The following is a 13540-nucleotide window of genomic DNA, read 5'->3' on the forward strand; positions in this document are numbered from 1 at the left end:
GGAGATCCGCCCCATGGGCCGCACCCTGATCCTCGACACCTCCCGCCCCCACGAAAGCATGGACGCCTACCTGGCCGAACCTTCGGGCGCGCCCAAGGGCGGCATCGTGGTGATCCAGGAGATCTTCGGTGTGAACGCGCACATCCGCAGCGTGGCCGACCGCTTCGCTGCGGAGGGCTATGTCGCCATCGCGCCCGCCCTGTTCGACCCCGTGCAAAAAGGCGTGGAACTGGGCTACGACCATGAAGGCGTGCAGAAAGGCAGCAAGCTGATCGCCGAACTCGGCCTGCTCCGGCCCATGCAGGACAGCGCCATCGCCGCCAGTCTCATCGCCGACCAATACAAGGTGAAGGTGGGTACGGTCGGCTATTGCTGGGGCGGCACGGTGGCCGTGTTGGCCGCCTTGCGCCTCGGCCTGCCCTCGTCGAGCTACTACGGTTCGAGGAACGTCCCCTTCCTGCCTGAACCGGCCAAGGCCAACGTGATCTTCCACTTCGGCGAGCGCGACCATTCGATCCCGCCGGAGATGGTGGAAAAGCACCGCGAACTGAAACCGGAAATGGATACCTGGGTCTATCCGGCCGACCACGGTTTCAATTGCGACGCCCGCGCCAGCTATGACGAACCGAGTTCGAAGCTCGCCTGGGAGCGGACCCTGGCCTTCTTCGCCCGCGAACTCAAGTGAGTCCCCCGTTCGGGCTGGACCCTCGCCTCGCCGGCGATACGCTCCACGTGGGCGACTTGCCCCTGTGCAGGCTGCTGCTGATGCGCGACCGTCGCTACGCCTGGCTGGTACTGGTGCCGCGCCGGGACGGCATGGTGGAGGTGGCCGACCTTCCGCCGGACGAACGCGCGGCGTTGTGGCGCGAAGTGGACACCGCCGGCGAGGCCCTGCGCGCGGTGGCGCCCTGCGACAAGCTCAACATCGGCGCGCTGGGTAACATCGTCCGCCAGCTTCACGTACACGTGGTGGCCCGGGTCGCTGGCGATGCGGCATGGCCGGGGCCCGTCTGGGGGCATGGCGCGGCCGAGGCCTATGCCGATGGCGAAGCCGAGCGGCGGGTGGACGCACTCAGGGCCCGGCTGGGCCTTTCGTAGCCAACCGGGAGACGGCGACCTGCCACGCAGGCAGCGGAAAGGCCCCGTCACTGCCGCCTCGGCCGTAGTGACGGGGCCTTTCCAAGGCCACGCGGGGGCGGCTTACTGCTGCGTCTGCGGGTCGTAGGCGCCGCTGGAGGCTTCCTTACCCTGCATGCGATCCGGCAAGGCGGCCTTGTGTGGGGTGTCTTCCAACTGGCGGGCCTTTTCCTCGACGGCGTTCAGGCGAACCAGCTCGCCCTTCTTGTCGTAGTACACCGCGAAGCCGTAATCCAGCTGCATGCGGGCCAGGAACCCGAGGTGGTTGTCACGGATCTTGGAGTCGTCGCTGGGCAGCACGAGTACCGTCTTCGGAAGCTTGCCCTGGTCCTTCAGGTAGGCGAAGTGGCTACCGGTGTCGGCGGCGGAAAGTACCGCGCCGTCGACGATGAACTGGCCGCTCTTGTACGCCTTGATGGTGTAGTCGAACTGGCCCTGCTCGGTCGCGACGTGGTCGGACTTCGAGGCGCCACGATGGCAGCCGGCCAGCACCAGCATGCTGGCGAGGAAGAGCGCCGCGGTGGCGCGGGCCATCAGGGTGGGAACTCGGATCATGCGGTGTCTCCGTGGATCGGTATGGCGTGGAATGGGCGAGTCTACCGCGCGCCGATGTCGCGCGCGGATGCGACGTGAAGGCCGCGTTCAGGTGCTCGGCAGAGTGACGCCGCGCTGGCCCTGGTACTTGCCACCGCGGTCGGCATAGGACACCTCGCACTCCTCGTCGGACTCGAGGAAGAGCATCTGCGCCACGCCCTCGTTGGCGTAGATTTTTGCGGGCAGCGGCGTGGTGTTCGAGAACTCCAGGGTCACATGCCCCTCCCACTCGGGCTCGAGCGGGGTCACGTTCACGATGATGCCGCAGCGCGCGTAGGTGCTTTTTCCGAGGCAGATCGTGAGTACCTGGCGCGGGATGCGGAAATACTCAACCGTGCGCGCCAGCGCGAAGGAATTGGGCGGAATGATGCAGACGTCGGACTTGACGTCGACGAAGCTGCGCTCGTCGAAGGCCTTGGGGTCGACGATCGTGGAATTGATGTTGGTGAACACCTTGAACTCGTCGGCGCAACGTACGTCATAGCCGTAGCTGGACGTACCGTAGGACACCAGCCGGTGGCCGTCGCGCTCCTTGACCTGGCCAGGGGCGAACGGCTCGATCATGCCGTGCTGCTCGGCCATGCGGCGGATCCACTTGTCGGACTTGATGCTCACTTACTGTCTCCCTCGCTGGAGCCGGAAAGGTATAGGAACGTTGCCGTGCACGCCACTTGGGCGTCGCCGGTCAGGTGTTCTGGATGACGATCTTCGGGAATGAAATGGCCTTGTTGCGCGCCTGCAGCGACAGCCTGGCGGCGGTGGTGCGGGCGATGGCGCGGTAGCGCGCGGCAAGGTCGGAGTCGGGGATGGCCACCACGGTGGGCTTGCCGTCGTCCGCTTGCTGGCGGATGCGGATGTCCAGCGGCAGGTCGCCGAGGTAGGCGATGCCGGCTTCCTGCGCCATGCGCGCGCCACCGCCGTGGCCGAAGATATGTTCCTCGTGCCCGCAGTTCGAGCAGATATGGGTGGCCATGTTTTCCACCACGCCGAGGACGGGCACCTCCACCTTGCGGAACATGCCTAGCGCCTTGCGTGCATCGAGCAGGGCGATGTCCTGCGGCGTGGTGACGATCACCGCGCCGGACACCGGCACTTTCTGCGAAAGCGTGAGCTGGATGTCGCCGGTACCCGGCGGCAGGTCGATGATGAGGTAATCGAGTTCTTCCCAGCGGGTGTCCGTCAGGAGCTGCATGAGCGCCTGGGTGACCATCGGGCCACGCCAGATCATCGGTGTGTCCTCTTCGATCAGCACGCCGATCGACATCGCCTGGAGGCCGTGGGCACGCATCGGCACGATGCTCTTGCCGTCGGGCGAGGACGGCTTGCCGCTGAGGCCGAGCATGCGCGGCTGGCTCGGCCCGTAGATATCGGCGTCGAGGATGCCCACCGTGGCCCCTTCGGCAGCCAGGGCCAGGGCCAGGTTCACCGACACCGTGGACTTGCCCACGCCGCCCTTGCCGGAGGCGACGGCGATGATGTTCTTCACCCCCGGCAACGGCGCCAGCTGGCCCTGTACCTTGTGCGGGTGCACGCGCCAGCCGACCGACACGGCTGCCGAGGCGATGGCCGGGTCCGCCTGCAGGGCGTCCCTGGCGTCATGCGCCGCCTGCTCCAGGTACCCGGTGGCGGGATAACCCAACTGGATATCCACCGACACGCGGTCACCGTCCACGCCGACGGCGCGCAGGGATGCGCCCAGGGGTTGCCCGGAATGGGGATCGATAACGCGGTCGAGAATGCCGCGGACGAGGGTTTCGCTGGGCTGGGTCATGGGGACACTGAGGAAAATCGAAGATCAGCCATTATGCCAGCGTGAGCCCCGGCCCGGTCTGGCGCGATGCAGCTTGACGGGCGTCGCGGCGGTCGTCAGGCTCCGGCCGTACCTGACCGTATGGGGAGCCCCCGAGCCTATGAAGCCTCTGATCCGCACCGCCTTCGCCCTCGCCTTTGCCGCGAGCGCCCTTCCCGCCCTGGCCGCCAACGACTCGCCCGTGGGCAAGTGGAAGACGATCGACGACAAGACCAAGGAAGTGAAATCCATCGTCGAGATCACCGAGAACGGCGGCTTGCTCGAGGGCAAGGTGCTCCAGGTGCTCAAGTCCGAGCATGGCCCGCATCCGCTCTGCACCGAGTGCGATGGCGAACGCAAGAACAAGCCCATCGAAGGCATGACCATCATGTGGGGCCTGAAGAAGGACGGCGACGAGTGGTCCGGCGGCCAGATCCTCGACCCCGCCAAGGGCAAGATCTACAAGGTCACGCTCAAGCTGGAGGACGGTGGAAAGACCCTCGACGTCCACGGATACGTGGGGTTCTCGCTGATCGGGCGCAGCCAGGAGTGGGTGCGGGCCGAGTAAGCCCCAGCGTCACGAGCGGCAGGAGCGCGCCATGCGCTCCTGCCCTGGCCTCGGTTCACGAGGTGACGCGTGACCAGAAGTCCTTGACGCCGTCGATGAAGGTGTTCGAGCGCGGCGTATGTTTTGCCGCTTCCTCCCCCACGAACGTGGCTTCCAGCTGGGTGAGCAGGTCGCGTTGCTCCTTCGTGAGACGAACCGGCGTCTCCACCACCACGGTGCAGATGAGATCGCCTGTACGGCCACCGCGAACCGACTTCACACCGCGTCCGCGCAGGCGGAATTGGTGGCCCGTCTGTGTTTCAGGCGGCACGTTCACCGGGACTTCGCCCTCGAGCGTCGGCACGGCCAGTTCGGTGCCGAGCGCGGCCTGCGCGAAACGGATGGGCACTTCGCAGTAGAGATCGGAACCGTCGCGCTGGAAGATCTTGTGCTCGCGCACGCGCACTTCCACGTAGAGGTCGCCGGCAGGCGAGCCCGCGGGACCGGCTTCACCCTGCCCCGTCAGACGGATGCGGTCGCCATTGTCCACGCCCGCGGGGATGCGCACCGACAGCGTGCGTTCTTCCTCGAGACGGCCTTCGCCGTGGCACTTCTTGCAGGGCTTGTCGATCTTCTGGCCGGAGCCATGACAGGTCGGGCAGGCTTGCTGGATGGAGAAGATGCCGTTCTGCATGCGCACGCGGCCATGGCCGGCGCAGGTGGAACAGGTGGAAACCTTGCCATCTTCCGACCCGGTGCCGTTGCAATGGTGGCAATTGACCTGGGTGGGCACCTCGATCTTCTTCTCGACGCCGAACACGGCTTCCTCGAGATCGAGATCCATCATGTAGCGCAGGTCGGCACCGCGGCGCGTGCGCTGGCGTCCACCACCACCGCCGAAGATGTCACCGAAGATGTCACCGAAGATGTCGCCCACGTCGCCGAAGCCAGCGCCGTTGCCGCGACCGAAGCCACCGCTCTCGAAGGCGGCATGGCCGTACTGGTCGTATGCCGCGCGCTTCTGCGCGTCGGACAGCACGTCGTAGGCTTCCTTGGCTTCCTTGAATTTATCGACCGCTTCCGGTTCCGGGTTGCGGTCGGGGTGATACTTCATCGCGACGCGACGAAAGGTCTTCTTGAGGTCGCCCTCGCTCACGGTGCGTTCCACACCGAGGATTTCGTAGTAGTCGCGCTTGCTGCTCATTGCACGCTTGCTTTCCCTGGACGAACGAACGCGCCGGCGGGAAACCCTTCGGCGCGATCGATCCGGTTGAACCTTGCCATGCCGCGGACGCTCTGGCCGCGGCATGGCATCGCTTTAGCAGGACGACTTACTTCTTGTCGTCCTTGACCTCGGTGAACTCGGCGTCGACCACGTCGTCCGGCTGGGCCGAACCGCCGCCCGGCGCGGACTGCTGCGCGGTGTCCTGCGCGCCGCCCGACTGGGCCGCCGCCGCGAGCGCCTGGGCCACCTGTTCGAGGTTGGCGATCTTCGCCTCGATCGCGGCCTTGTCGTCGCTGTCCTTGAGCTTCTCCAGCTCGGACACCGCACTGTCGATACCGGCGAGCTGCTCGGCCGGGATCTTGCCACCGTGTTCCTTCAGCTGGCTGCGCGTGGCGTGCACGAGCTGGTCAGCCTTGTTGCGCACCTGCACGAGCTCGTGGAACTTCTTGTCTTCCTCGCGGTTGGCTTCCGCGTCCGCGACCATGCGCTGGATCTCTTCGTCCGAGAGGCCCGAACCGGCCTTGATCTCGATCTTCTGTTCCTTGCCGGTGTCCTTGTCCTTCGCCGACACGTGAAGGATGCCGTTGGCGTCGATGTCGAAGGTGACCTCGATCTGCGGCGTGCCGCGCGGTCCCGGACGAATGCCCTGCAGGTCGAACTTGCCCAGCGACTTGTTCGCGCCGGCGCGCTCGCGCTCGCCCTGTAGGACGTGCACGGTGACGGCCGTCTGGTTGTCGTCGGCGGTGGAGAAGACCTGCGAGGCCTTGGTCGGCACCGTGGTGTTCTTCTCGATGAGCTTGGTCATCACGCCGCCCATCGTCTCGATGCCGAGCGACAACGGGGTGACGTCGAGCAGGAGCACGTCCTTCACCGAACCGCCCAGCACGCCGCCCTGGATCGCGGCACCGACGGCCACGGCTTCATCCGGGTTGACGTCCTTGCGCGGCTCCTTGCCGAAGAAATCCTTCACCGCTTCCTGCACCTTGGGCATGCGGGTCTGGCCACCGACGAGGATCACCTCGTGGATGTCCGAGATCTTCAGGCCGGCGTCGTTGAGCGCCGTGCGGCACGGATCGATCGTTCCCTTGACGAGGTCTTCCACCAGCGTCTCGAGCTTGGCGCGGGTCAGCTTGATGGTCAGATGCTTCGGACCCGAGGCATCGGCGGTGACGTACGGCAGGTTCACTTCGGTCTGGTGGGCCGAGGAGAGCTCGATCTTCGCGCGCTCGGCGGCGTCCTTCAAGCGCTGCAGGGCGAGCTGATCCTGGCGCAGGTCGATGCCCTGCTCCTTCTTGAACTCTTCCACGAGGTAGTCGATGACGCGGTTGTCGAAGTCCTCGCCACCGAGGAAGGTGTTGCCGTTGGTCGACAACACTTCGAACTGTTTCTCGCCGTCGACGTTCGCGATCTCGATGATCGACACGTCGAACGTGCCGCCGCCGAGATCGTACACGGCGATCTTGCGATCGCGTGCGTCGGTCTTGTCGAGGCCATAGGCCAGGGCGGCCGCGGTCGGCTCGTTGATGATGCGCTTGACGTCGAGACCGGCGATGCGGCCGGCGTCCTTGGTGGCCTGGCGCTGGCTGTCGTTGAAGTACGCCGGCACGGTGATGACCGCTTCGGTGACCGACTCGCCCAGGAAGTCCTCGGCGGTCTTCTTCATCTTCATCAGCACCTTCGAGGATATCTCCTGAGGGGCCATCTTCTTGCCGTCGGCGGTCTGCACCCAGGCGTCGCCGTTTTCATGGGCGACAATGCCGTAGGGGACCAGCTTGATGTCCTTCTGCACCTCGGCGTCGGTGAACTTGCGGCCGATGAGGCGCTTCACCGCGTAGAAGGTGTTCTTGGGATTGGTGACACTCTGGCGCTTGGCCGGCGCACCGACCAGGACCTCGTTGTCCTTGGTGAAAGCCACGATGGACGGCGTGGTGCGATCGCCCTCCGAGTTTTCGATGACACGCGCGGTCGAACCTTCCATCACTGCGACGCAGGAGTTGGTCGTACCGAGGTCGATGCCGATGATCTTGGCCATTGAAGTTGCTCCGAATTGCTAAGCGGCCCCCGCGGCCGCGACTGTGTTTGAAAATGGGGCTCGGCCCCATCGATTCAATGCCTGGTGAGACTCCCCGCCTGCGCGAAAACCGCGCCACGCGGGGTTTTCATTCAGTGATCGCCGACGACGGCGACGAGCGCCGGGCGCAACAGACGATCGTTGAGCACGAAACCCTTCTGCACGACGGCGACTACCGTGCCCGGTACGTGCTCGTTCGAGGTGACCGAGCTGATCGCCTGGTGGTGCTCCGGGTTGAACGGCTGGTGCAGCGGATCGATCACGCTGAGCCCGTTGCCCTGGATCACCTTCTCCAACTGCTTCAGCGTCAGGTCGAGTCCTTCGCGAAGGGTCTTCGCGTCGGCCGATTCGTTGGCCAGGCCAAGCACGATGCCGTCGTACACCGGTAGCAACTCGCCCAGCAGTTTCTCGTTGGCGAAGCGACGGGCGTTGTCCAGGTCGCGCTGGAGACGACGGCGCTGGTTCTCGATCTCCGCCCGTTCGCGCAGGACCGTTTCACGCGCGCCGGCCAGTTCGGATTCGAGGGCCGTCAGCTTGGCGGTCAGTGCGTCGAGATCGGCGTTCACGCCGTTGTCCGCCACACCGCCGTCCTGCGCCGGATCCGGCACGTGGGGATCGTTGTTATGCATGCTTGCTCCAAATGTCAGCTTACCGACCCACTCCTATGAGGGGCCGAACATTCGCGGGAAATAGTAAACCCGCCTCCCGTGGCGGTTTATGAGGTCGCCGCGGCGCGATTCAAGGCGTCGCTGAGCAGTCCGGCGGTGGCCTGGACCACCGGGATGACCCGCTCATATGCCATACGCGTCGGTCCAATAACTCCGATCGCGCCGAGCATGCGGCCACTCGTGCCATAGGTGGCGGTGACGATGCTGCACCCGTCGAGGGCCGAAAACCCGGATTCCTCGCCGATGAACAAGCGTACGCCAGGGGCCTTGACGCACATTTCCATGAGCTGGAGCAGGTCCCGCTTCTGCTGGAAGGCGTCGAAGAGGTCGCGAAGCCGGTCGATGTCGGCCAGCTCCGAATAACCCATCAGGTTGGTCTGGCCGCTGACGAGCACATCGTCGGCGTCCTCGTCGCTGGCGAACGAGGCGGTGGCCAGTTCCACCACGCTGGACAACAGGCGGTTGATCTCGCCGCCCGCCTCGCGCAGTTCCGCGGCCAGGTGCGCACGGATATCGGCCAGGCGGAACCCGGCGAACTGGGCATTCAGGTAGTTCGCCGCTTGTTCCAGATCGGAGGCTTCCAGCGGGCGGGCCAGCTGGACGACACGGTTCTGCACCTGGTTGTCCGAGAACACCAGGATCACCAGCACACGGGCGTCCGGCAGGTTGACGAAATCGATATGGCGCAGGGGGAAATCGCCCTGGCGCGGCACGGTGACCACCCCGGCGAAATGGGTCATCGCCGAGAGCAGGTTCGATACGTTGCCGAGCAGGTCGCGGGTGGTCGTCTGGTGTGGCGGCAGGCCGCCTTGCAGGCGGGCCATCTCGTCGCGCGGCAGCGGCTTGAGTTCGAGCAGGCTGTCGACGAACAGGCGCAACCCGCGCGGCGTCGGAATACGCCCGGCCGAGGTGTGCGGCGAGGCCACCAGGCCGGCATCCTCGAGGTCGGCCATGATGTTGCGGATCGTCGCCGGACTGACTTCCAGGCCGGAGGACCGCGCCAGCGTGCGTGAGCCGACCGGCTCGCCATCGGACAGGTATTGGGAAATCAGGGTCCGCAGCAGCCGGCGCGCGCGAGCATCGATGTCGTGACCGGAAAACGGATTCATGCGCCTGACTGGATGGGAAGGGGGTCGGATCGTCGGGCTATCAATAAGGTCTAGCCGCTCCGCTTGCAAGTCTCGGCTTCTGCGACGCCGCTGCCGCTACAATCGGCGCGATTCCATTCGCCACTCCCGTGCCCATGCTCACCTCGCTCTACGTCCGCCAGTTCGCCGTCGTCGAAGAAGCCGAGGTCGCCTTCGGGCCGGGCCTTACCGTGGTCAGCGGCGAGACCGGCGCCGGCAAGTCCCTGCTGGTGGATGCGCTGATGCTCCTGGCGGGTGCCCGCGCCGACAGCGGCATGGTCCGCGCCGGCAGCGACCGCGCCGAACTGGCCGCGGAGTTCGATCTGGCCGGCCTGCCCGAGGCCCTGGACTGGTTGCGCCAGGAAGAACTGGACGATGGGCAGACCTGCCAGCTCCGCCGGGTGATCCGCACCGAAGGCAGCTCGCGTGGCTGGATCAACGGCCGTCCGGCCAGCCTCGCCCAGATGTCGGCCCTGGCCGCGCTGATCGTGGAGATCCATGGCCAGCACGAGCACCAGGCCCTGCTCTCGCGCCAGCACCAGATGGCCCTGCTCGACGCGTATGCCGGCAACGAGGCGCTGCTGGCCCAGGTACGCGAGACGGCCAAGGCGTGGCGCGACGCCGTGGCGCGTATCCGTACGCTCTCCGGTGGCGACGACCGCGAACACCAGATCGAACTGCTGAGCCACGAACTGGAGGAACTCGACCGCTGGGCGCTGGTCCCGGCCGCCCTGGAAGACCTCGAAGCCCAGCACCGCCGTCTCGCCAACGCCGGCCGCCTCGCCGAGGGCGCCAACGGCGTCGTCGAAATGCTGGATGGGGAAAGCGAATTCGCGATCGGCCGCGCCCTGCTCCGTGCGCACGCGGAGCTGTCGCGACTGGCCGAACTCGACGCCACGCTCGCCCCTACGCTGGAACTGCTGGATAGCGCGCAGATCCAGGTGGGCGAAGCCGTGGACGGCCTCAGCCGCTACGCACAGGATGTCGAACTCGATCCCGAGCGGCTGGCCGAGGTGGATACCCACCTCACCCATCTGCACGATCTCTCACGCCGCTACCGCCTGCCCATTGGCGAACTCACGGCCAAGGCCGACGAGGTCCGCGAGCGCCTGGCCGAACTCGAAGGCGCCGGCGACGCGCTCGACCGCCTCGGCCGCGAGCGAGACCGCCTGCGCCAGGCCTACGACGCTGCCGCCGCCACCCTGTCGAAGGCACGCGTCGAGGCCGCGTCACGCCTCGGCGCCACGGTCGCCGGCTTGATGGGCGAACTGGGCATGGCCGGTGGAAGGCTGGAAGTCTCGCTGGAGCGTGCCGAGGGCGACGAGCCCGACCCACAGGGACGGGAGCGCTGCGAACTGCTGGTCAGCGCCAACCCGGGGCAGCCGCCGCGTCCGCTGCGCAAGGTCGCCTCCGGTGGCGAACTCGCCCGCATCAGCCTCGCCATCGAGGTCGCCACGCTGGGCAACGACAACATCGGCTGCATGATCTTCGACGAAGTGGACACCGGCATCGGCGGCGCGGTCGCCGAAGTGGTCGGCCAGAAGCTGCGCGCCCTCGGCGAGCGCGTGCAGGTGCTCTGCGTGACGCACCTGCCGCAGGTGGCGGCCCAGGGCCACTCGCATTTGCAGGTGGCGAAAGAGAGCGATGGCGAGGCCACGCGTACCCGCATCCATGCGCTCGATGCCGCCGGTCGCCGCGACGAACTCAGCCGCATGCTTGGGGGGGTGGAGATCACCAAGGAAACCCGCGCGCATGCGAAGAAGATGCTGGATCGCGCGCAGGGGTGATCAGGTTCGGATCAGGCCGCGCTCCTGCGCCATCCGATAGAGATCCAGTTCCGAGCCCGCGTTGAGCTTGTTCATCACCGCCGCGCGGTGGATGTAGATCGTCTTCTGCCCGATCCCGAGTTCCGCGGCCACCTGCTTCGGTGCGCGTCCAGCGGCCAGCAACAGGAAGACCTCCCGTTCGCGGGCCGTCAGGCGATTGAACGGGTCCAGGTCGGTCGTGGGCCGGCCCGAACGGCGTTCGCGCAGGTCGGAACTCAGGTACTGGTCGCCGCCGAGCACCGAACGCACCGCGGCCACCAGTTCCTCGGGCGCCACGCCCTTGGTCACGTAGCCACGCGCACCGCGGCGCAGTGCTTCGGATACGTAGGGTTCGCCATCGTGCATGCTCAGAACGATAATCTTCATGCCCGGCGCGATGCTGCCCAGGTGCTCGATCAGCGGCAGTCCGCTGCCGTCAGGCAGGGACAGGTCCACCGCCACCAGGTCTGGCCGATGCTGGGTGACGGCGTCCACCGCTTCGTCGGCGTTGCGGGCTTCGGCGACGACGTCGAGGTCGGGTTCCAGCTCGATGAGGCGCTTGAAACCCTCACGAACGATGGCGTGGTCATCTACAAGGACGATTCTGGGCATGGGCAGAATGTAGCAGGCTCTCCCGACGCGTGCGTATGGCCCGATCGCCGCCGTCGGCTCCGCGCATCCGCCGTGTAACATTGCCGCCAATGCGACTACACGGTCTTTCACGCTTCGCCGGCCCCTTGTTCGCGCTCGCGTACGCCGCGGCGTGGGTGATGCTGTGGCCGACCGAGCAGCCTTATTGGGTGCTGCCCTTCGGCCTGCGCTTCGGCGCACTGCTGTTGATGCGCACGCGCCACTGGTTCTGGATCCTCGGCGCCGAGATCGCCGCCAGCGCCTTTTGCGAATGGCGCAGTGGCCTGCCGATCGGGGGCGCGGGCTTCGTCCTTGGCGACGCTCCCGAGCCGCTGATGGTGGCCGCCTGCCTGTGGCTGCTGCGTCGCGCGCACCTGCACGCCAGCCTCAATACGCCCGAGGACGTCGCCCGCCTGCTGCTCTCGGCCATGGTCACCGCCACGGTAGCCACCGCCGGCAACGCCGCGATGATGGCCTCCATGCATCCCGCCGCCCCGGTGGAGATGCTGGGTACCACCTTCGGCAGCGACCTGCTCGGCAACTACCTGGGCGTGCTGCTGGTGGTGCCGGTCATGATCCTCGCGTTCCGCGAGCGGCCCACGCAAGCGGCGATGGGCGAACTGTTGCTCGATGGCCTGCTGGTGATGCTGCCCTCGCTCGCCATCCTGATCACGCTCGCCGAATACTCGCCGCAACCGCAGTTCGCCCGGGTCCTCTCCCTGGCGCCGGTGTTGTTCTTCGCGTTCCGCCACGGCTGGCGCGGCGCCGGCCTGGCCATGCTGATCACCAGCGTGGGGCTGAACGTCACCGAGGACATGATCGGCCGCGGGGCACCCACGGCGGCCGCCCATCTGTTCCTGGCCGTGGCGGGCACGGGCACGTTGATGCTCGGTGCGGCGACCGATGCGCTGCGCCGCAGCAGCGAGCGCGTGGCCCAGCAGAACACCCACCTGGCCGCCGCCAACCAGCGCCTGGACCAGCTTGCGCGGCAGCTGCGGGATGCCGCGCGCGGCAACCTTCAGGCGGAGGAAAACCTGCGCCGTCACATGGCCGCGGAACTGCACGACGAACTCGGCCAGAACCTCACCGCGATCCAGACCCACCTGAAACTGGCCCAGTCGCGCCTGGGCAGCGCGGGACTGGAAGACATCGGCATGTCGATCAACGGCATCCTCGGCCATATGCGCCGGGCCCTGCACAAGATGCTCGACAGCCTGCGTCCTTCCGTCCTGGATGAGTTCGGTCTGCTGCGCGCCCTGGACGAAGGCCCCGTGCGCGACATGCTCACCGCCGCGGGCATCCACTACGTAACCGACCTGCGCGGCGACCCCCGCCTGCTCGACGACGACACCCTGACGGCCATCTACCGTGTCGTCCAGGAGAGCGCGACCAACGTGGTGCGGCACTCCGGCGCCCGTCAGATGAAGCTGCGCCTGCGTATCGGCCTGCGCGACAGCGGGCCGGTGGCGATCCTCGATATCCGTGACGACGGGGCCGGCCTGCCCTCCACCCCACGCCCCGTCCGCACCGATGGCGGTGGCCGTGGATTGCAGGGAATGAGCGACCGGATCACGGCCCTCGGTGGCCTCTTTCGCATCCGTCCCGAGCCTGTAGGGCTTCACCTCCGCGTGCTGCTTCGCAGCACAAGTATCGGAAGCAACATAGGAAATTTTCCGATACCGGGTGGATGAACGCTTCGTTACGATCCCATTATCGATGTGGGGGAGCCGCCGTCGAGAGACGGTGAGCCCAGGTCGGTCGTGGGGACGATCGACCTGATGAGGCGACAGGATGTCAGCCTCGCCGGTGCGACATGGAGATCGGGATCCAGCGAGCAACTCGCGATCCACGAACCTTGAAGACGCCGGATCAAGCCGTCGGTGGACAGGAGTCCGCCGGCGGCGTTTTTTTTGGCCCTTCGAAATCCGGATGCTACCCAATAAAAAA

13 protein-coding genes are annotated in these 13540 nt (G+C 66.5%); 5 read left to right on the top strand and 8 right to left on the bottom strand.

Annotated features, from left to right (window positions below; all coding sequences use genetic code 11):
• The first annotated feature begins 13 nt into the window (after positions 1-13).
• Together J2T07_RS04270 and J2T07_RS04275 are read left to right on the top strand one after the other, a co-directional pair.
• A complete protein-coding gene (locus J2T07_RS04270; RefSeq protein ID WP_306847534.1) occupies positions 14-685 on the top strand; it encodes a dienelactone hydrolase family protein in 672 nt (223 codons plus the stop codon).
• Entirely contained in the window at positions 682-1098 is a 417-nt protein-coding gene (locus J2T07_RS04275) for an HIT domain-containing protein (RefSeq protein WP_306847537.1), read from the top strand. Before J2T07_RS04270 ends, J2T07_RS04275 begins: the two co-directional genes overlap by 4 nt.
• Positions 1099-1200: 102 nt before the next feature.
• Here the strand turns inward: J2T07_RS04275 and J2T07_RS04280 are convergent, their stop codons facing one another.
• The 3 genes from J2T07_RS04280 to apbC form a co-directional block, all read right to left on the bottom strand.
• A complete protein-coding gene (locus tag J2T07_RS04280) occupies positions 1201-1692 on the bottom strand; it encodes a hypothetical protein (RefSeq protein ID WP_306847539.1) in 492 nt (163 codons plus the stop codon).
• Between the two features lie 87 nt (positions 1693-1779).
• Positions 1780-2346: a dCTP deaminase gene (gene dcd / locus J2T07_RS04285; RefSeq protein ID WP_036114141.1), complete on the bottom strand. Its 567-nt coding sequence runs from the start codon at positions 2344-2346 to the stop codon at positions 1780-1782.
• 70 nt (positions 2347-2416) lie between these two features.
• Positions 2417-3502 carry an iron-sulfur cluster carrier protein ApbC gene (gene apbC / locus J2T07_RS04290; protein ID WP_306847543.1) on the bottom strand — a complete coding sequence of 362 codons (1086 nt, stop codon included), beginning with the start codon at positions 3500-3502 and terminating at the stop codon, positions 2417-2419.
• Between the two features lie 139 nt (positions 3503-3641).
• On the opposite strand from apbC, the gene J2T07_RS04295 reads away from it, so the two are divergent.
• Positions 3642-4088: a DUF2147 domain-containing protein gene (locus J2T07_RS04295; protein WP_306847545.1), complete on the top strand. Its 447-nt coding sequence runs from the start codon at positions 3642-3644 to the stop codon at positions 4086-4088.
• Between the two features lie 55 nt (positions 4089-4143).
• On the opposite strand, the gene dnaJ is transcribed toward J2T07_RS04295, so the two are convergent.
• The 4 genes from dnaJ to hrcA all read right to left on the bottom strand — a co-directional run bounded on the left by dnaJ (position 4144) and on the right by hrcA (position 9140).
• Entirely contained in the window at positions 4144-5271 is a 1128-nt protein-coding gene (gene dnaJ, locus J2T07_RS04300) for a molecular chaperone DnaJ (protein WP_306847547.1), read from the bottom strand.
• 127 nt (positions 5272-5398) lie between these two features.
• Positions 5399-7324: a molecular chaperone DnaK gene (gene dnaK / locus J2T07_RS04305; protein WP_306847549.1), complete on the bottom strand. Its 1926-nt coding sequence runs from the start codon at positions 7322-7324 to the stop codon at positions 5399-5401.
• Positions 7325-7455: 131 nt separating this feature from the next.
• A complete protein-coding gene (gene grpE, locus J2T07_RS04310) occupies positions 7456-7992 on the bottom strand; it encodes a nucleotide exchange factor GrpE (RefSeq protein WP_306847551.1) in 537 nt (178 codons plus the stop codon).
• A gap of 86 nt (positions 7993-8078) precedes the next feature.
• On the bottom strand, positions 8079-9140 hold the full coding sequence (gene hrcA / locus J2T07_RS04315; protein WP_306847553.1) for a heat-inducible transcriptional repressor HrcA: 1062 nt from the start codon (positions 9138-9140) through the stop codon (positions 8079-8081).
• A gap of 134 nt (positions 9141-9274) precedes the next feature.
• On the opposite strand from hrcA, the gene recN reads away from it, so the two are divergent.
• Positions 9275-10945, top strand: coding sequence for a DNA repair protein RecN (recN, locus tag J2T07_RS04320; RefSeq protein WP_306847556.1), 1671 nt, complete (start codon positions 9275-9277; stop codon positions 10943-10945).
• Here recN and J2T07_RS04325 read toward each other — a convergent pair whose 3' ends face one another.
• Positions 10946-11575, bottom strand: coding sequence for a response regulator transcription factor (locus J2T07_RS04325; RefSeq protein WP_306847558.1), 630 nt, complete (start codon positions 11573-11575; stop codon positions 10946-10948).
• A gap of 89 nt (positions 11576-11664) precedes the next feature.
• On the opposite strand from J2T07_RS04325, the gene J2T07_RS04330 reads away from it, so the two are divergent.
• A complete protein-coding gene (locus tag J2T07_RS04330; protein WP_306847560.1) occupies positions 11665-13284 on the top strand; it encodes an MASE1 domain-containing sensor histidine kinase in 1620 nt (539 codons plus the stop codon).
• The last annotated feature ends 256 nt before the right edge of the window (positions 13285-13540 follow it).

The organism is Luteibacter jiangsuensis (assembly GCF_030812295.1).
In the GTDB taxonomy this organism is placed as follows: domain Bacteria; phylum Pseudomonadota; class Gammaproteobacteria; order Xanthomonadales; family Rhodanobacteraceae; genus Luteibacter; species Luteibacter jiangsuensis_A.